The following is a 19,141-nucleotide window of genomic DNA, read 5'->3' on the forward strand; positions in this document are numbered from 1 at the left end:
CAGCCAAATTCTTTTGCCGCCTATTATCGACACGAGTCAAATGGGCTTCATTGTTATATCCGCGTCTTTTTAACTCTTGAATTTCAGCATGTCATTAAGCTTGAAAATACGGTTCAATGCGAATTGCCAGAATTTAATGATCTGAGCTTTCTAGCAGGTAATCCAGATTATTTAGGGCATAGTCGTTAAGGGGCTTTGCCCCAAAGCAATTAAGGTTTTCTATTCCGCTTGCTAAATTTGATCACGTTATTGTCAGGTCGTTAACGATAAAAATATTAAGAGCTGCGACTCATTTCTATTAAACGGCTATAGGTACGGCGAAATTCAAAGCTAAGGGCGCCGCCTTGATAGAGTTCCTTAAGTGGCACCTCACAACTTAAATATAGGATTACGTTCTGATCGTATAACTCATCGATAAGGCTGATAAAACGCCGTGCAGGATCATCATTGGCGGCATAGGAGAGTTTGCGCTCACCTGTGGTTACAGCTTGGTTGTCACCTGTGCCATCCTCGGTGCCGCGGGCGCGGATCCAACCTTTCACTTCACCGCCGAGTCTGGGTACATTACTTAGCATTAAGATATTAAATTTACTGGCAATTTCAATATAGTCCAATTGGGATCTGGGGCCATCACACAGGGCATTAAAATCAAACCAAGCGACCGATGGCTGCTCACTGCTAAGGGTTGCGCGGATAATGGGAATGTGACGCTGACAGATACGAATGTGGGTCTGGTCTATGCAGGGAGCATTTTTGGTTAATTTATTGAATATACTATCGAAATCAAGCACGCCTATGGGGGCTATGTTTTGGGACGTTGAGGCCAATGCCTCCTCTGATACCTCATCGGCTAAAGCGTGCATTCTATGATCTTGACTACCATTGAGATGCAGCATTTGGGTGTGCTTTTGTAGCAGTGCGATACAGGGCAAAAATTTGTGTCTAGCCAGCCCATTTTCGTATAGGCGGTCGATGGGAATATTAGAGGTGGCGACGAGTATCACGCCTTGCTCAAATAGTTGTTCAAATAGGCCAGCAAGTATCATGGCATCACCAATGTCCGATACAAAAAACTCATCGAAACACAGCACTTTACATTCTTTGGCGAGATTGTTGGCGATCAGTTTTAAGGGATCTCGTTGCCCAGAATGTTGCCGCAATGCCTGGTGGATACGCGCCATAAAACGATGAAAATGCAGCCTTAACTTATCTTCACTCGGCAAACAATCGAAGAATAAATCCATCAGAAAGGTTTTACCCCGACCGACATCGCCCCACAGGTACAGACCTTTGAGCTGAGTGGCCCGTCTTAGGCTGGTTTGTTTAGGGCTAGAACTCAGTTGATGGAACAGTTCCTCTAGGGCTAAAACGGCCTGTTGCTGAGCGGGATCTTCCATCAAATCCATCCCCACTTTGGCTTGATAAATAGCCAGTGGCGATATGGGCGTGTTTTGATCGATTAACTGATTAAAAAGCATAGTGTTAGCCATATAGCTTGACCTAATTTACCTTGATCTTTTCCAACTGCCATTCCGGCAGTTTAGCGGTTAAGTCGGGGATAATGCTGTCGATATCCCCCCGTAAAATAATTAACGGTTCACCGCTAAACGCCCCGTTGGCTAATTGCTGCAGCTTTTCGGGCGTTAGCGCCTGCAACTCTGTGTTCAGCTTTTGCACATCAACTTGAGTTAATCCTGTGGCAACTTGTTGGATATATTGGTTTTCACGTTGAATGCTGTTGTCTTGGCTGAGTAAATCCTCACCCATCAAATAGGTTTTAAGTGCATCGATTTCGCCTTGGCTGGCACTTTGAGTTTTAACGAGCGCGAGGTGATCGAGTATGCCCACCACAAAGGCGCCCGTATGTTCTATGGCTGTACTGCCATAAAATTTGATGCTGCTGGACAGCGGGGCGTTAGCACATTGGCCGTAGATGCCGTAGGTGAGACCGCGTTTTTCCCGTAAATCATAGTAGAGCCGGCCCGAAAAGCTGCGACCCATTAGTGCGGCCAAACTGCGGCAACTTAAGGCAATGTCCTGTGGGCTGAGTTTTGGCGACTTAGCTGCATCGTTCTGGATCTCATTTAAGTTAGGGCTTAGGGCATCATTGAGTGCATAGCCAATGCGGACTTGGGTTTGCACGCTGCCAGGCGCATCGATAAGGTAAATCCTCTTGCTTTGTTTAGGTTTTGCCATCTCGGGTTTATCTGACTGTGGCAACGATTTATCCAATGTTGGCCATTGATTTATGCTGGCTTGTAGGTCAAATTCGGCATTTTTTGCCTGTGCGCTGGGGAGAAACAGATGCCACTGCGCCTGCGTTGCCGCCTGTTGCTGGATCTGTTGCAGTTGTTTTAGGCTGAGGGAATTGAACAGGACATCATTATTAAGCACTCGATTGTAGGGATGCTCGGGCCCGAGCAGTTTATCGCGCCACACTTTGTCTATCTCGGCGCCACTAAAAGCATTTAAGTGCTTATTAAGCTTGAGTTGGCGGCGAATATTATCAATGTCCACGGCGGCGGTTGTCGCACCATCGAAGGTATCTGGCTGCCAAAATAGCAGTAGCGAGTCGTAGAGATGGTTGACCTCGCCTGGGCAGGCGAGGCTTAAATTAATGCTGTGCAAAGTGACGCGAATATTGAAGGTTTCGAGGCAGGGATCTGCGAGGTGAATGGCCAGTGCACGGGCTTTTTCCTGAAAGGCAATCTGCAAAATATCCGGATTATCAAAGGGAATATGCGGACTTATTGCGGCCAAACTGACTCTGTGGTTCAGATTGCTATCGGCTTGAGTTGCGACTTCTCTATGTAATTGATAAGGCAAATTCAATGATGCAGGGACTTCATCTGTAAAAGCCTGCTCCCTAGCGGGGATGATAACCCCAGTCTTAGGTAACGCAGGGGAAGCTGGCGTATCAAAACTCGCTAAACTTGGCGGCTTGCTCGGGGTAAAGACGATGTGCGTTTGCTGGCAGGCGCTCAGTAATAACGCCGCAGCGCAGCACATTAAGCCTAGTAGCCGCGTTAGCTGTGTGTGAGAGCTCAAGGTCAGAGTCATCATAATACGGCATCCTCTAGGCTGTCGCTCATATCACTAGGCAGCCATTCCAACAGCGTTTTTCCCCAGCGAATATACCAAGGGGGTAACAGGTCGACCCGCACATAGTCTTGATTAAAATACTGTTTTGCAACTCTTTGGATATCATCGGCCGTGACAGCATTGATCCGCTGCCACTGCGCGGTAAAGGGGTGGTCTTTATCTTGCCCTGAGGTCGCCGAAAGCTGTGTGGCTAAAGTTTGAGTATCACTGAGTTGTTGTAATCGATTGTTTAACCACACTTGTTTAAGTGTGCACAGGCGAGTTTCATCTAGAGCCTGTTGCTGTGTTTGTGCGATAAGCCCCAGCACTTTTTCCACTAAGGTATCGAGTGAAGTGCGAGCGCGAGGAACCAAGACAATATTGGCAATCCCATGATTTTCTAATTCAAAGGGCAGGGAATAACTGAGCATTTGCGCTGGATTATGTTGGCTTATTTTAGCGATTGCACTGGCGGTATTTTGGAATAAATGGGTCTCAAGTAAACGAATCGCCGCAGCATCTGGGTGGTCTTTGCCTACGGTATGCCAAGCGAGCAATAATCCAGGCCAAGGGCCACGTTCATCGACTAGTTCTGCATGTACGGGCTGAGGATCCACCTTCAGCTCGCTAAATGCTTTTATGGGTTCAATCGGTTGTGACCAAGCGCCAAAGTTTTGCGCAATAAGGGCTTTGACCTCAGGGTTTAGTTTGCCCACAAGGGAGAGTTGCATGGCATCGGGGCGATAATAGTCACGGTGAAAGGCGGTTAAACTCTCTGGCGTGGATTGGGTGATATCTTCGCGGCTACCAATGACGCCGTGGCCATAGGCGGTGCCTTCGACCTGCGCGAGCAAAAATTCCATCGCACTGCGGACATAGGGCTGATTATCTATGGTCTGGGCCATTTCCTGCAGTACGGTTTCCTGCTGATTTTGCACTGTGGTCGCATTCAAGCTTGGGCGAAAAAAGCGGTCCGCTTCGAGATACAACCCCAGTTCTAACGCTTGGCTAGGCAGAGTCACAAAATAATTCGTGTAATCAAAATGGGTGCTGGCATTAAAACGTGCACCAAGGGCGCTAAATTGCTGGGCATAGGTGTCGCCGGGGGCGTTTTCGCTGCCCTTGAATAGCATATGTTCGAATAAGTGGGCGTAACCGCTTTGGCCCTTGGCTTCGTTTCTGGCGCCAACATTGAATTGGCTGGCGATGGTCAGGGTTTGTTTATCTTCTAATGGCAATAAACGGACTCTTAGCCCATTAGCTAAGGTATAGGTTTCGATGCGTGACTCTAGTTGGTACAGGGGTTGTGCACCAAGGATATGGCATTGGGCCTTAAGTGCGGGGCTGAAAATACTCGCCATAAAGGCAATATAGAAGCTGACTTGGGTTTTCATTTCATATCCCGTCTCAATGGTGTAGCGACCGTTATCCTATGGGGCTGTGTTTTTGACGACAGCATTTGTGGCTCATCGGATTTTATCTAAATCAGTTGAATAGCATTCAGTTTTTGAAAAGAACTGCTATGATGGCACAGTTCTTTTTCTGGCATAAGTACAAGATATGGTTAGCAGATCCCCGTTCGAATCCTTTCAGTGGAAAAGTGATATTTTTAACTGTGAAAGCACTGATATTGACAATTTTTATCTGTTGCTTGAACAGGAAATGTCCCGTTTGGGCATGGTTGAGAAGAAATTGGGTGAAGTGAGTAAATACAGCGTCAGTTTGTATCAATCTCCCGCCGCTAAGTCAGGCTTACCGTCATTACTGATCAGCGCAGGTTTCCATGGCGAAGAGTCTGCTGGTCCTTGGGGATTGCTGCACTTTTTAAGCGAAGCTTCCCCCGAATTATTCGAGCGAGTGAATTTAAGCTTATTGCCCCTAGTCAATCCCACGGGATTTAGCCGTGGCCATAGATTCAATAAGTTTGGTGAAAACCCTAACCGTGGGTTTGTGTTTGAAAATGGTAAACCTAAGGCGAATGAAACCACCTCGGTTGAGGGCAAGTTGTTGTTAGAACATGCCCAGTTGTTGATTGCCGCGAGCCGCGATGGCATTTTAACCTGCCATGAAGATGTCTTGAGTCGTGAGGCCTATGTGTATTCATTCGAGCCAAGCCAAGTCCCCGGGCGTTTTAGCCTAGATTTACGGGACACCTTAGGCGGATACTTCCCGATTGCCGTAGATGGTGAAATTGACGGATGCCCGGTGAAGGATGGCTTGATCTTCAATCACTTCGACACATCCTTCGAGGCATGTTTAGTGCGTAGTGGCGCCCGTGTCGGTGCCTGTACTGAAACGCCAGCACAGCAAAATTTCGACCAAAGGGTGTTGGCTAATAGTGCGGCGATGACGCACTTTTTGGCCCTTTGTGCGCCATTATGTGATTGAAAAGCCGGTTTATAGATAAAAAAATACCCGCCTATTCGCGGGTATTTTTTTATCTGCGTCGTATTACTGATTGATAACCGTTGGCACGCCAGTGCGCTCATCAAGCAGCTTTTTGATCACTGAAGAGTCGGTATCCGCCTTAGCGATAAATTTAGCCACATCCTTGGGTAAGGATATTGAGACTGGCTCAGTAGATTCAAACTCAGCCACAGTGCGTGAAAGTGGTTGATGCACGGCTAAGTAACGCTTGCCGTCAGGTTCTTCGGTTATTTTAATCGGCTGGTTCACAAATTGTACGCGGGTTCCTACTGGTACATTCTTGAATAAATGCTCGATATCATCGTGACGTAAACGCACGCAGCCTTGGCTAACACGTAAACCAATACCGAAGCTAGCGTTGGTTCCATGGATGGCATACAAGTTACCAATGTAGAGTGCATAGAGCCCCATTGGGTTATCTGGACCAGCTGGCCATACCGCTGGCAGAATTTCGCCCTTAGCGGCGTATTCTTTGCGGATACGTGGTGTGGGTGTCCAAGTTGGGTTGGCACGTTTACGTTGTACGCTGGTCACCCAATTTTCGGGTGTGTCTTTACCGATTTGGCCTATGCCAATAGGTAAGACTTCAACGGTTTTCTTGCCCTTGGGATAGTAGTATAAGCGCATCTCAGCGACGTTGATCACTATACCTTCACGCGGCGCATTTGGCAGAATTAACTGCTGAGGAATTAATAGTTTACTGCCTGGTGTAGGCAGAAAAGGATCGACACCAGGGTTTGCTTCCAGCAAGTTACTCAGGCCGAGTTGGAATTTGGCGGCGATATCTTCGAGGGTGTGTTTGCCCTCTGGTACTGTGTAATACTGGTTTTCGCCAACTAACCGACTCTTTGGAGACGGCAGGGGATATTCCGTTGCTAAAGCGGAAAGACTTGGGAAAGCCAAAGTCAGTAATAAAGCTGTGGTGCGAAGCATACTCATAAGCGGATACTACGATTCCTGTTAATAAAAAAGCGTGTTTAGCGCAGCTTTCTCTACCGAAAATAGAGCGGCAATTTGACGGACAAAATGCACTGGCGCGCGAAGCTCGCATCCTTCCTTATTTTGAACATTATTTCAACTGAAATATGGTTTATAAAGCGTATTTATGCCTTATTTTAGCTTTAAGCGTTTCGCTAGGCGATGAAGATTGCCAGGGTCGAGCCCTAGGGCTCTGGCCGTGGCGGCCCAATTGCTATTTTGTGCCTTAAATACCTGCTTGATGTAGTCACTCTGAAATGTATCAGTGGCTAGGGTTAGGTTGACAAACTCCCGCTCGGTGCCTGCGCCATCGCCCGCTGAATAAATGGCCGATTGGCCCATTTCTAAGGGACTGAGTTTAAGGGGCAAATCAAAATGTTGTGGCTCTATGGTGCAACAGCCGTCCTCTGCGGATACGCGGGCGAGGACTGTTGCCCTATGGATAGCGTGCTCTAACTCGCGCACATTGCCTGGCCAAGTATATTGATTGAGCAACATTAAGCTGCTGGGGCTGAAGTTAAGTTGTTTCATACCGAGTTTTTGCCGATAGCGTTCGGCAAAGAACCCGCTCAATAGGGTGATATCCTGTTCACGCTCCCGCAGTGGCGGTACCAGCAGGGGAAACACACTTAACCTATGGTAGAGATCCGCCCTAAAGCGGCCGGCGAGCACTTCTGTTTTAAGCTCTTTATTGGTTGCGGCAATGATGCGTACATCGACTTTTAGGCTGCGGTCATCGCCTACTTTTTGTAGGTCCCCATATTGTAATACCCGCAGCAATTTGGCCTGTAGCGTGAGGGGCAATTCGCCAATCTCGTCTAGAAAGAGTGTCCCCTTATCGGCCATTTCAAACTTGCCACTGCGATGGCTGATTGCCCCGGTAAAAGCGCCTTTGATATGGCCAAAGAGTTCACTCTCGGCAACCGACTCTGGCAGTGCTGCGCAATTTAGATAGACTAACGCTTTGTTTGATCTCGCGGATTTTTGATGTATAGCCTGCGCCACTAACTCTTTGCCTGTGCCTGTCTCGCCTAAGATCAGCACGTTAAGATCGCTATGGGCAACGACTTCAATCTCTCGATTTAAGCTTTGCATTAAGGGTGAATGGCCGATAATTTCGGCATCGTGGCTCAGGTTAGGGCTATTTTCCTGCACATTGGTCGAGTGGCTGTTTAGCGCCATACGCTCGAGTTTTTCAACGAGCAGGGCATTGCTTAAGGATGCGGCGGCGATGGCACTTAAGCTACGCAGTTCGGCATTGCTGAATTGATCGAATTGCAGGGGATTAAGGGCATCGATAGTCACAGCGCCGATAAGACGTTCATCGGCAAATAACGGTAGCCCGATACAGGCATGAACTTTTAGCGCCCCAGTTTGATTGGGGATCAAACCATCGTAGGGATCGGCAAGCTCGCTGTCGGCGGGGAAACGCACTATATCCCCGGCTCTGGCAATGGCTTCAAGCCTTGGGTGCTCGTTGAGGATAAAACGTCTGCCGAGCACATCATCATTTAAGCCATCGATGGCAAGCGGCGTAAAATATTGACCGTGGAAGGTGAGTAGGGCTGCTGCATCACAGTGTAGGTTTTGCCTCACAGTATTGAGTAAACGTGAAAAGCGATCCCTATGGGCTAAACCAGAGGTGATATCGAGGGCGATACGGGTAAGATCGGTTTGACTAAGGGTCATAAAAACTCCAACAACGGCTAAGCTACCCTGATTTATACCATTAATTGTTATATTGACACATGTAGTTTAGACACTGTTAACAGTAAAAATGTACACAGGTATGGGCAACACTGACCGATTATTCATAACTCCCAGTCCTATATTAGAAATCCAAGGTGCCAGTGACGACACCTTGGAAGGGCTAGAATGGTTTTAGTCGAACGTATTTAGTTATTGGGTTGCAATACTTCTTCCTGAAGCTTGGGTGATTTATTTAGGGCCTTTTTGATCAAATCGACCAAGAAGGCTCCCATCAATAGACCACCAACACTGAAGATCACATCCCCAAACATACGCATCCATACCAGTCGTTCAACCAGTGGGCTATGAATGACCTCAGGCGAACGGGCATACCAATAACCATGGTCGATGACGGCAAAAAATTGTGTAATACCAACGGGGAACAATGACATAAACACCATGGCAGCCAGTCCAATATTCAGACTCCAGAAGGCTCCTTTAAGCATTTTATTGTTCCACTGCATATTGCCCGTGAGGCCGCGTAGGCAGAAGAGCATTAGGCCTATGCCTAGCATTCCATATACTCCCATAAATGCTGCATGAGCGTGGGTTGCTGTGGTGTTTAAGCCTTGTATGTAATAAAGGGCGATAGGTGGATTAATAAGGAATCCTAGTACGCCAGCACCGATTAAGTTCCAAAATGCGGTGGCCACAAAGAACATAATGGCCCAGTGGTATCTTTGCATCCATGGACTGGCTTTACGCAAGCGATAGGTTTCCATTGCCTCAAAACCTATGATGGCTAAAGGCACGACTTCTAAGGCCGAGAAAATTGCGCCCCAGGCGATAACCGAGGTTGGAGTGCCGGTAAAATAGAGGTGGTGTAAGGTGCCGATTAAGCCACCCGTTAAGAAGATCACTGTTGTAAACAACACCGCACCGTTGGCGCTGCGGCCGCGGATCAAGCCTAAGCGAACTAACATCAGTGCAATGACTGCGGTTGCAAAGGTTTCGAAGAAGCCTTCAACCCATAAGTGTACAACCCACCAACGCCAGTATTCGGCGATGGCTAAATTGGAGTGTTTGCCCATAAAGAGGCCAGCACCATAGAACAAACCAATGGCAACACAGGAGGCATAGAGTACCCAAATAACAGGGCGCATTTCGCCTTGCACCTTGAGGGCGGGTTTAATGGCTGCAGTGACTAAAGCGAGCCAGATCAGTAGGCCAGCGAGGAGCAGGATTTGCCATACTCGGCCTAGGTCTATGTATTCATACCCTTGATGACCAAAGAGGAAGTTCATATCGAGGTCAAAATACTGCTGCACCCCAATCCATTCGCCGGCCATTGAACCTAGCACTACGACCACTAAGGCAACCCAAAGTACGTTAACGCCTAGACGTTGGTATTTAGGTTCATAGCCCGATAACGCGGGGGCAATATATAGACCTGTGCCTAACCAAGCCGTGGCAATCCAAAATACTGCTAATTGGGTGTGCCAGGTACGAGTCACTGAGTAGGGAAGTATCTCAGCAAGGGGGAAACCGTAAAACTCTTGGCCTTCCACAGCATAGTGAGCGGTAATGCCCCCGAGTAAAATTTGCAGTAAAAAGAGACCTATCGCTGTGATGAAGTATTTCCCGACGGCCTTTTGTGAGGCGGTAGGTTTAGTAAAAAACAGCGGATCTTGTTCCGATGGTTTCGGCAGACTTTCATGCTTACCGCTGGCATGGTGCCAGAGCAATCCGCCAATACCCGCTATCAGGGTCACGATACTGAGGATCGACCAGACAATATTATCCGAGGTGGGAGTATTGCCCAGTTGGGGATCGAAGGGCCAATTATTGGTGTAAGTGTAGGAGGCATCAGGGCGTTCAGTGATTGCAGCCCAAGCACCCCAAAAGAGGAAAGCATTAAGTTGTTCACGGCGGGCAAGATCGGGCACTGTGCCCTCTTTCATGGCGTATTGTTCGCGCAGTGAACTGAGTTTCGGGTCATCACCAAACAAGGATAAATAATGTTGAGTAACCCTGTTGATCGCTTCTACCCGTATGGAGGATAGTTTAATCAGGCTAGTGCCATCGGCCTGTTGTTCGACGCTGTTATGGCGTAAATCATCCCTTAATGCTTGCTCAAGGCCTGCTTTTTCTTGGGAGTTTAATTGGGCAAATGGCGTCTGGTATTGCTGCTCGGCGCGCAGATCGAGCCAAGCCTCGGCTTCCCTGTGTAACCAGTCTGCTGTCCAATCGGGCGCAACATAGGAGCCGTGCCCCCAAACTGAGCCGAGTTGATGGCCACCCATTGAGCGCCATACTAATTGGCCCTGTTCTATATCATTTTCGCTAAAAATAACTTGGCCATTCACATCGATAAAGGCTGTGGGTATGGGTGGTTTTTCCCGATAAATTTCACTGCCTATGCTCAGTAGTACAGTAAATGAAGCTATCAACACTAATAATAGTGCGATGGCGGTGAGTTTTTGTTTGCTCATAAGTCCCCTTAATGCAACGTCATTTTGATACCTTTTGTTGGTTATTGCGCAAAACGTGCCAAGTTTTTTGTCGTTGAAAATAAAGGAATATTTTTATTTGATGTCGAATTTAATTGTCTTTTTGATACTGTTATTCATTGTTTAAATGACATTGATTGTTTTTATGACAATGCTGAATAAATAAATGTCGATAAAACAATCAATCTAGCCAGTTGACCCAGCACTTTCAAAATATTGCGGGGTATAACAGGCTTAAAGATAGCATTTAAGCCATAAAGCGCATTTTTAGATGGTTACTATTGTCATTTCAGTTAAAAGCGCTGGGTTTACGTGGGGTGATTTTTTATAAGTAAATGATAATTTTATAGTTTTCATTGATAATGTCACAAGTTGATAGGCTTGATGACTTTTAAGTTTTTTATGGTTTTTTATGGTTTTTTATGCGAAAGTTAATCCAAAGTTGTGATTGATAGTGTTTAAGCGTAGATGATTGAAATTTAATATTTAACGCTCCAATATTTTGTATTGTTTGTGCTAATATAAAATCACAAAAATTGTCAGTTGAGTCATTTTTAACCTCGGTGATTTGTCTATCGTATAGCTAAATAAGCGGTATTTAAGGAGGCATGTGTGGATGCAGATTCCATCAATAGTTTTTTTCTGATCGGTGCCTTACTTACTGCAGTGAGTGTTTTGCTCAGCCCTATGTCTTCCCGCCTCGGCATCCCTATTTTATTGATTTTCCTCGCGGTAGGTATTTTGGCCGGTGAAGATGGCCCGGGTGGGATCCTGTTCGATGATTATTCGACCGCCTATCTTGTCAGTAACTTAGCGTTAGCGATTATTTTACTCGACGGTGGTATGCGTACACGGGTTGCCAGCTTTAGGGTGGCCCTGTGGCCCGCATTATCCCTGGCGACCTTTGGTGTTGCTATTACCACCAGTATCACTGGCATCATGGCCGCATGGCTGTTCGATTTACACTGGTTGCAAGGTTTGCTGGTGGGGGCCATTGTCGGCTCAACCGATGCCGCAGCGGTATTCTCTTTACTTAAGGGGCGCAGTCTCAACGAGCGGGTTGGTGCGACACTGGAAATCGAATCCGGTAGTAACGATCCCATGGCGGTGTTCCTAACTGTCACTCTGATTGCGATTCTCGCCAATGTGGATGCCGAATTGTCGGTTAGCTTTATGCTTATCAGCTTTATTAAGCAGTTTGGCTTGGGGATTTGTTTGGGCCTCGGTGGCGGCTGGATGCTGTGGAAGCTGGTCAATTTAAGTAAGCTCGCCGAGGGGCTGTATTCGATTTTAGTCTTAAGTGGTGGACTGATTATTTATGCGGCTTCTAACAAACTGGGCGGGAGTGGCATTTTATCTATTTATCTCGTTGGTTTGTTTCTGGGTAATAAACCGACCCGTGGCCGTCATGCGATTTTGAACGTATTGGATGGCATGACCTGGGTCAGTCAAATCGGCATGTTCCTCGTGTTAGGGCTGTTACTCACTCCCTCTGATTTGTTTGATATTTTACTCCCAGGTTTTGCCTTAGCATTTGGGATGATCCTCTTTGCAAGACCGCTGGCCGTGTGGCTGAGTCTTCTGCCCTTTAAGAGCTTTAGCAGTCGCGACCGTTGGTTTATTTCTTGGGTGGGGCTACGCGGTGCTGTACCTATCATCTTAGCAGTATTCCCTATGATGGCGGGCCTGCCGGGGGCGCAGCTGTACTTCAACTTGGCCTTTTTCGTTGTATTAGTCTCGTTACTGGTTCAAGGTGCGTCTTTGACCACCGCAGCCCGCTTAGCTAAGGTGGAACTGCCCCCAAAGCCGTTGCCCATTTCGCGTTCGGGAGTTGAAATTTACCCGAGCAGTGAGTGGGAAGTATTTGTTTATCGTTTAAGTGAGAATAAGTGGTGTATTGGTGAGCCGCTAAAACGCTTAGCTATGCCCGATGGAACACGGATTGCGGCGGTATTTAGGGATAACACGTTATTGCATCCCTCTGGGAGCACTAAATTGGAGGCGGGGGATATACTCTGCGTGCTAGGTCAGGAGCGCAGTTTAGAAGCCTTGAGTAACCTCTTTAGTCAAGCGCCTGAAACTAAAGATATACCACGTTTCTTTGGTGACTTTTTTATTGAAACCGACGTTAAGCTTGCGGATCTCGCGCCCATTTATGGCTTGAGTTTAGATAATCTCGCCGACGATATGACGGTCGCCGATCTTGTAGTGTCACAGCTTGGCGCTAATCCAGTGCTGGGCGATCAGTTCCAATGGCAGTCGCTGCATTGGGTCGTGGCTGGGTTGTATGAAGGTAAAGTCACTAACGTGGGTATTCGTTTACCGACCTAGAATTCGCTCTGATTGCTTGATGTTAGCTTGCTTGGGCAATCGAAAGTCATCATAAAAAATGCCAGCGTATTTGCTGGCATTTTTGTCTTCAAAATCTGATTGAGCTTATTGATATAAAGATTTGTCCGTAGGGTCTGGACGGGTTTTAAAGCGGCGATGTAACCACATATATTGGGCGCGGTTTTTATCTATGATGCTCTCAATGATTTTGTTACCGCGAATGGCATCGGCTAATTCATCTTCCCCTGGGAAGTTCTCCAGTGGTGGCATGATTTCAATTCGATATCCCTCATCACCTTCAGTACGCTCCACAAAAAAGGGCAGCACTTTGGCTTTACCGAGTTTGGCTAAGGTCGTCGCGCCCGTAATCGTTGCCGCATCTGGCATAGCATAAAAGGGGATAAATACCGCGCTAGAGCGGCCAAAGTCTTGATCGGCGGTGTACCAAATCACATCGGGATTACGCAGGCAGCGCACCATTTGGCGCAAGTCACGTTTAGAGACTAAACCTTTGTTGGAACGTAAGCGTCCCTGCACCTGTAGGTATTCCATCACGGGATTATTGTGTGGGCGGTAAACGCCAACGCCGGGCTGGAATTGGCCGAAGATACGGGCACCCATTTCCAACGGCAAACAATGCACGGCAAACAGAATCACCCCATGGCCAGCATTTAAAGTATCTTGAACGTATTCTTTGCCTGTGATCTGCATATGCTGATGCACTTTTGCATCGGACCACCACCAAGCATTGATGGTATCAAAAATGGCTTTGCCCGTTTCTTCAAAGTTACGAGTAAGCAGTTGTTCTCGCTCACTCTCTGGCATGTCAGGAAAACATAGCGTTAAATTGCGGCGGGCGGTATGGGTGCGACTCCCCGCAACCGTCATGACTAAACGGCCTATCCACTTACCTAATTTCATCTGCCAAGACAGGGGCAAGAGTTGGGTTAACCGCATTAATAATACGCCAAACCACATGGGCCAATGTTTAGGATGGTATAACGAAGATGAAAACTCGGCTTTCTCGACCACGAAAATACTCACTACTTTTGAAAATTACTGCTTATTCTAACTCAATTTTTGCTGAAAATTAGGTACAATCACGGTTTAATTTCTGCAAAAGATAAGAGCACTATGAAGGTTTCTCTGCCAGCATTTGAAAAAGCCAAAGTGTTAGTCGTCGGCGATGTGATGTTAGACCGCTATTGGGTTGGCCCGACGGGACGCATTTCCCCCGAAGCGCCAGTGCCTGTGGTGAAGATTAATCAAGTCGAAGACAGACCCGGCGGCGCGGCCAACGTGGCGCTCAATATCGCGACCTTAGGTGGTCAAGTCCAACTTGCTGGGTTGGTCGGTGAAGACGATACCGCCAACGCCCTAACGCTTGGCGTGCAAGCCTTAGGGGTTGAACCCCAATGGTTAACCATTGCCGATAAACCAACCATCACTAAGTTGCGGGTGTTATCGCGTAATCAGCAGCTTATTCGACTCGACTTTGAAGAAGCTTTCGACAAGGCCGACAGCGTGCGTTTGCTCAACCAATCTGAGGCCTTACTCGATTCCGTCGATGTGGTGGTGTTATCTGACTATGCTAAGGGCGCTATCGATCAACCACGAGATTTCATTGCGCTTGCCCGCGCAAAAGGTGTGATGGTGCTAGTCGATCCTAAGGGCAGTGATTTTGGTCGTTACCATGGCGCATCATTAATTACCCCGAATATGAGCGAGTTTGAGGCGGTTGTGGGCACAGTGACCTCTGAAGCGGATCTGCTGGAAAAAGCCCGCGGCTTACTCAAGCAACATCATTTTGATGCCATCTTAGTCACCCGTTCTGAAAAGGGCATGACCTTAGTGACCGCCAATGCGCCTGAATTGCATATCCCCACCGTTGCCCGTGAAGTCTATGACGTAACCGGCGCCGGTGATACTGTGATTTCGGCCTTAGCAACCTCATTAGCCGCGGGCGCCGATTTACCGCAAGCTTGTGCTATTGCGAACACCGCCGCTGGTGTAGTCGTTGGTAAACTCGGCACTTCAACAGTGAGCCGCATTGAGCTGATTGAAGCCTTAGCATTGCACCATGGAGAGTCCGGTTTTGGTGTGGTGAGTGAAGATCAGCTCGCCTATGCATTAGAGCAAGCCAAACTGCGTGGTGAGCGTGTGGTGATGACCAATGGTTGCTTCGATATTTTGCATGCGGGCCACGTGAGCTACCTTAAACAGGCGAAAGCTTTGGGGGATCGTTTGATTGTGGCGGTAAACGATGATGCCTCAGTAAAACGCCTTAAGGGCGAGGGGCGCCCTGTGAATCAAGTTGATAGACGCATGGCAGTATTGGCTGGTTTAGCTTCGGTCGATTGGGTGGTGCCTTTTAGTGAAGATACCCCACAGCGGATCATTGCCAGATTGCTGCCGGATCTCTTGGTAAAAGGTGGCGATTACAAGCTTGAGGATATTGCCGGTGGCGCTGAAGTGATGGCCGCAGGCGGTCAAGTGCAAGTGCTGGGCTTTGAAGACGGTATTTCAACCACGGCGATTATTCAAAATATCATGGCGAATCAGTGAGCCTTATTGCACTGACCTTGATGACTAGCCTGTCTTGGGTGCCTATCGCCGATAAGCAGGCTTTAATCTGTCCTTTAGCCGAATTAAAGGAATGCCTCGAAACACTCCCCGCATCAGTACGGCTCCAATTGCCTAGCACGCCTGCACAATTTAAACATGAGTTGGGCCTTCGCAGCGCTATGGTTATGCCGGTAGCAGATAGTCATTTATCCGGTTTAATACTGATTAATGAGCGAGAAACACCAGAGGTTCAATTCGCCAATATTGATCGGGTGACCTATCAATTAGATTTGCAAGAACAGTCCCAACTGACCCTCTGGCATGAGCTAGGGCATCTTGAGAACCTTGCCCTGCAAGGCAGTTTATTGCCTGAGAACTTAACCACTTACCAACATGAATGGTTAGCCGATATCTACTTGATTTGGCGTATAGCGAGGGAAAAGGGCAGTTATCATCTTGCATGGCAGCAATACCATAGGCGAAATCTTGCGGCGCTAACAAATGCGCAATACATGTCTCACTGGAGTGCGCCCATGATGATACAAGTGTTAAATGGTTATCAAGTGTTGCAAGTCGCGCATTACAGCCAATATCGTGACTTTGTGGCTAATTTTTACCCAATAGTAACACAAATAGATCCTCGCACCTTAGGTGAATACTCGAGTTTAATGCAGCGCACCTTTGGTCAGAGTGTCTTACAACCCCTTCCTGAATATCTCTTTTGGCGAAAAACAGAACTTGGATATTATTTAAAGCCCACCTTTGATTTGTTAATGGGACGAGAAAAAGCCCGTGACTGGCTGCTTCAAAATGCAATGTTATAGGCATGTAAATAAAACGGACAAAGTTCCCTGTTTAAAACTGAACCCTAGCTGAACAAAAGCGAAATACACTTGTTTGGCAGGCTTCAACAGCAGTAATCCCTGAGATGCTTTGGTAAGCTCTTTCCCCAGAAAAAGAAGAATGGGAGACTTTACTATGGCTAAGCGCTCGCGAGTACAAACTGAGCAAACCATAAATCAGATTATGGATGAAGCGTTAAGACAAATTTTGACTATTGGCTTTGAGACTATGTCTTATACCACGCTGTCTGAAGCAACGGGTATTAGCCGTACAGGTATTAGTCATCATTTTCCACGCAAGAGTGATTTTCTGGTTCGTTTAGATAGCCGTATTGGCAATCTATTTGTTGCAGCACTCGATTTTTCGAGCCAAGAGGCATTAGAAACCTCGTGGATGCAGGCGATGCAAGAAGAACATTACCGTGCAGTATTGAGACTGTTTTTTAGTCTTTGCGGTGGTGCAAATAATGAGATTACGCTCTTCAGAGCGGTGAGTACGGCACGTCAGCAAGCAATTGCTGAGTTAGGTCTAGTGGGCGATCGTACGGTCAATCACTTATTAGGCCGCACTGCGGTGATGTTATTATCAAATTTTGATGTGGCTAAAGCAGCTTAACAGCAGATTGATATAAAAAAGGAGCCTATGGGCTCCTTTTGGCTTTTTAGGGTATTAATTAAGGAGCGAAGGGGAAGTGATATCTGCTTGCTTTAGCTTTTGCTGGGTTAGATATACGCCGATAGTCATAAAGGTGAGAGCAGCAGCAATGAGTGCACTGAGTGCGTGATGGTATACCAAATGGTTGATTAAAAAGGCAGGAATATCCTCTATGCTATCGATAAGGAATAGTTTAACGATAAGGCCGAGATACAGCAGCAGATGTAATATCGCACCAGTGATAAAAAGCTGTTTAAACTTTTTGATCAGTAGATCCGCAAGATTAATGTGGTAAAAGCGGCAAAAAAGATAACCGCCAAGACCGATGCCAATTGATATCCAACCCCAGCCCTAATAGCGACGTTTTGATTAATATTGCCGACAGAATAAATAATCCAAGCAGCATCAAAGTATCCTTTTGATTGATTCAGTTTTACCTGAAGCGATAAATTGCGCAGAGACTAGCTGAACCGGCTTAAAAATATGTGAAAACATAGCGCAATAAAGCCGCTAAAAACAAAGGAAGCCAATGGCTCCCTTTGTGATTTGATGTAGCAATTAAGCTAACAAACGCATTACAGCGCTTTTAAAATCGCTTCGACGCTGGCCTTAGCATCCCCAAACAGCATTTGGGTATTTTCTTTGAAGAACAGCGGGTTTTGCACGCCGGCATAACCTGTGTTCATCGAACGTTTAAAGCCAATCACGTTTTGCGCTTTCCACACTTCCAGCACTGGCATACCTGCAATTGGGCTACCCGGATCTTCCATCGCCGCAGGGTTAACCGTGTCGTTGGCGCCAATGACCAGCACTACATCTGTGTCATTAAAGTCTTCGTTGATTTCGTCCATTTCCAGCACGATATCGTAGGGGACTTTCGCTTCCGCCAGCAGTACGTTCATATGGCCGGGTAAACGGCCCGCCACAGGGTGGATACCAAAACGCACTTTTACGCCGCGATCGCGCAGTTTTTGGGTGATTTCAGCCACAGGATATTGCGCCTGTGCCACTGCCATACCGTAGCCTGGGGTGATGATGACAGACGTCGCGTTTTTCAGCATATCCGCCACATCTTCGGCGTTGGTCTCGCGGTATTCGCCCATTTCTTCATCGCCGCTAGAGGCCACACCATCTGTGCCAAAGCCGCCCGCGATAACTGAAATAAACGAGCGATTCATTGCTTTACACATAATGTAAGACAGAATCGCACCCGATGAACCCACTAATGCGCCGACCACAATTAACAGGTCGTTCGACAGCATAAAGCCCGCTGCCGCCGCTGCCCAACCCGAGTAGGAGTTCAGCATAGACACGACCACTGGCATATCCGCGCCGCCAATGGATGCCACTAAATGCCAGCCAAAGGCGAAGGCAATTAAGGTCATCAGCAGCAGCGCCGGCATAGTACCACCCGTTTGTACGAAGTACACCAACAGGGCAAAAGACACTAATACCGCAACTAGGTTGAGTTTATGGCGATGTGGCAACATCAAAGGCTTAGATGAGATCAGCCCGCGTAACTTACCAAAGGCCACGATAGAACCCGTAAAGGTCACCGCACCGATGAAGATCCCGAGGAAGACTTCGACCAAGTGAATATTAAGCATAGCGCCAGTGAGATGGGCTTTGTCTGCAGACTTAGCCGCTTCACTTAAGGCATCCTGCACTGCGGCTAGGGTCGAATTAATATCCCCACCGACGGCCACCACCACTTGCGACACTTGCTCTGGATGTAAGTCGATAAAGCTGTTGAAACCCACCAATACTGCGGCCAAGCCCACAAAACTGTGAAGCACCGCGACCAGTTCGGGCATTTCAGTCATTTCAACTTTTAATGCTAAACGGACACCTATGGCACCCCCGATCACCATGGCGACTAAAATCCAGGCGACACCGCTAGTGTCCGGATTAAAAATGGTTGCCAGTAGGGCTATCGCCATACCTGTGATACCGAAAATATTGCCGTGTTTTGCCGTCTCTTGCTTCGACAGTCCCGCGAGACTGAAGATGAAGAGAATGGCGGCAACGATATAAGCTGCTGTTACCAGTCCTTGAGACACGTT

13 protein-coding genes are annotated in these 19,141 nt (G+C 47.4%); 5 read left to right on the forward strand and 8 right to left on the reverse strand.

Features of this window, described 5'->3' with window-relative positions; genetic code table 11:
• Positions 1 to 275 precede the first annotated feature (275 nt).
• Genes zapE through MJO46_RS16295 form a run of 3 tightly spaced genes read right to left on the reverse strand, consistent with a single transcriptional unit; the run spans position 276 to position 4,475 of the window.
• Complete coding sequence (gene zapE, locus MJO46_RS16285) at positions 276 to 1,490, reverse strand: cell division protein ZapE (protein WP_253990226.1); 1,215 nt, start codon at positions 1,488 to 1,490, stop codon at positions 276 to 278.
• A 10-nt stretch (positions 1,491 to 1,500) separates the two neighbouring features.
• A complete protein-coding gene (locus MJO46_RS16290; protein ID WP_253990227.1) occupies positions 1,501 to 3,063 on the reverse strand; it encodes a pitrilysin family protein in 1,563 nt (520 codons plus the stop codon).
• Positions 3,060 to 4,475 carry a pitrilysin family protein gene (locus tag MJO46_RS16295; RefSeq protein WP_253990228.1) on the reverse strand — a complete coding sequence of 472 codons (1,416 nt, stop codon included), beginning with the start codon at positions 4,473 to 4,475 and terminating at the stop codon, positions 3,060 to 3,062. Before MJO46_RS16295 ends, MJO46_RS16290 begins: the two co-directional genes overlap by 4 nt.
• 166 nt (positions 4,476 to 4,641) lie before the next feature.
• On the opposite strand from MJO46_RS16295, the gene MJO46_RS16300 reads away from it, so the two are divergent.
• Positions 4,642 to 5,469, forward strand: a complete 828-nt coding sequence (locus tag MJO46_RS16300) for a M14 family metallocarboxypeptidase (protein WP_253990229.1) — start codon at positions 4,642 to 4,644, stop codon at positions 5,467 to 5,469.
• A gap of 63 nt (positions 5,470 to 5,532) precedes the next feature.
• On the opposite strand, the gene MJO46_RS16305 is transcribed toward MJO46_RS16300, so the two are convergent.
• From MJO46_RS16305 to MJO46_RS16315, 3 genes are all read right to left on the reverse strand, one after another.
• Positions 5,533 to 6,447 (reverse strand): L,D-transpeptidase family protein, encoded by a 915-nt coding sequence (locus MJO46_RS16305; RefSeq protein ID WP_253990230.1) that lies wholly within the window; start codon positions 6,445 to 6,447, stop codon positions 5,533 to 5,535.
• Between the two features lie 171 nt (positions 6,448 to 6,618).
• Positions 6,619 to 8,175 (reverse strand): nitric oxide reductase transcriptional regulator NorR, encoded by a 1,557-nt coding sequence (norR, locus tag MJO46_RS16310; RefSeq protein WP_253990231.1) that lies wholly within the window; start codon positions 8,173 to 8,175, stop codon positions 6,619 to 6,621.
• A gap of 206 nt (positions 8,176 to 8,381) precedes the next feature.
• The gene (locus tag MJO46_RS16315; protein ID WP_253990232.1) at positions 8,382 to 10,667 is read right to left on the reverse strand and encodes a nitric-oxide reductase large subunit; all 2,286 of its coding nucleotides are present in this window, start codon (positions 10,665 to 10,667) and stop codon (positions 8,382 to 8,384) included.
• A 630-nt stretch (positions 10,668 to 11,297) separates the two neighbouring features.
• On the opposite strand from MJO46_RS16315, the gene MJO46_RS16320 reads away from it, so the two are divergent.
• Positions 11,298 to 13,016 (forward strand): potassium/proton antiporter, encoded by a 1,719-nt coding sequence (locus MJO46_RS16320; protein ID WP_253990233.1) that lies wholly within the window; start codon positions 11,298 to 11,300, stop codon positions 13,014 to 13,016.
• Between the two features lie 105 nt (positions 13,017 to 13,121).
• Here the strand turns inward: MJO46_RS16320 and MJO46_RS16325 are convergent, their stop codons facing one another.
• On the reverse strand, positions 13,122 to 14,048 hold the full coding sequence (locus MJO46_RS16325; RefSeq protein WP_253990234.1) for an LpxL/LpxP family Kdo(2)-lipid IV(A) lauroyl/palmitoleoyl acyltransferase: 927 nt from the start codon (positions 14,046 to 14,048) through the stop codon (positions 13,122 to 13,124).
• Positions 14,049 to 14,150: 102 nt separating this feature from the next.
• Here MJO46_RS16325 and hldE point away from each other — a divergent pair, with 102 nt between their 5' ends.
• The 3 genes from hldE (at position 14,151) to MJO46_RS16340 (ending at position 17,039) form a co-directional block, all read left to right on the forward strand.
• The gene (gene hldE, locus MJO46_RS16330) at positions 14,151 to 15,581 is read left to right on the forward strand and encodes a bifunctional D-glycero-beta-D-manno-heptose-7-phosphate kinase/D-glycero-beta-D-manno-heptose 1-phosphate adenylyltransferase HldE (protein ID WP_253990235.1); all 1,431 of its coding nucleotides are present in this window, start codon (positions 14,151 to 14,153) and stop codon (positions 15,579 to 15,581) included.
• On the forward strand, positions 15,578 to 16,405 hold the full coding sequence (locus MJO46_RS16335; RefSeq protein WP_253990236.1) for a hypothetical protein: 828 nt from the start codon (positions 15,578 to 15,580) through the stop codon (positions 16,403 to 16,405). Before hldE ends, MJO46_RS16335 begins: the two co-directional genes overlap by 4 nt.
• Before the next feature lie 154 nt (positions 16,406 to 16,559).
• Positions 16,560 to 17,039, forward strand: a complete 480-nt coding sequence (locus MJO46_RS16340) for a TetR family transcriptional regulator (protein ID WP_253990237.1) — start codon at positions 16,560 to 16,562, stop codon at positions 17,037 to 17,039.
• Between the two features lie 614 nt (positions 17,040 to 17,653).
• Here the strand turns inward: MJO46_RS16340 and pntB are convergent.
• On the reverse strand, positions 17,654 to 19,138 hold the full coding sequence (gene pntB, locus MJO46_RS16345) for a Re/Si-specific NAD(P)(+) transhydrogenase subunit beta (protein ID WP_253990238.1): 1,485 nt from the start codon (positions 19,136 to 19,138) through the stop codon (positions 17,654 to 17,656).
• Positions 19,139 to 19,141: the final 3 nt, after the last annotated feature.

Source organism: Shewanella sp. KJ2020 (genome assembly GCF_024197625.1).
Lineage (GTDB): Bacteria > Pseudomonadota > Gammaproteobacteria > Enterobacterales > Shewanellaceae > Shewanella.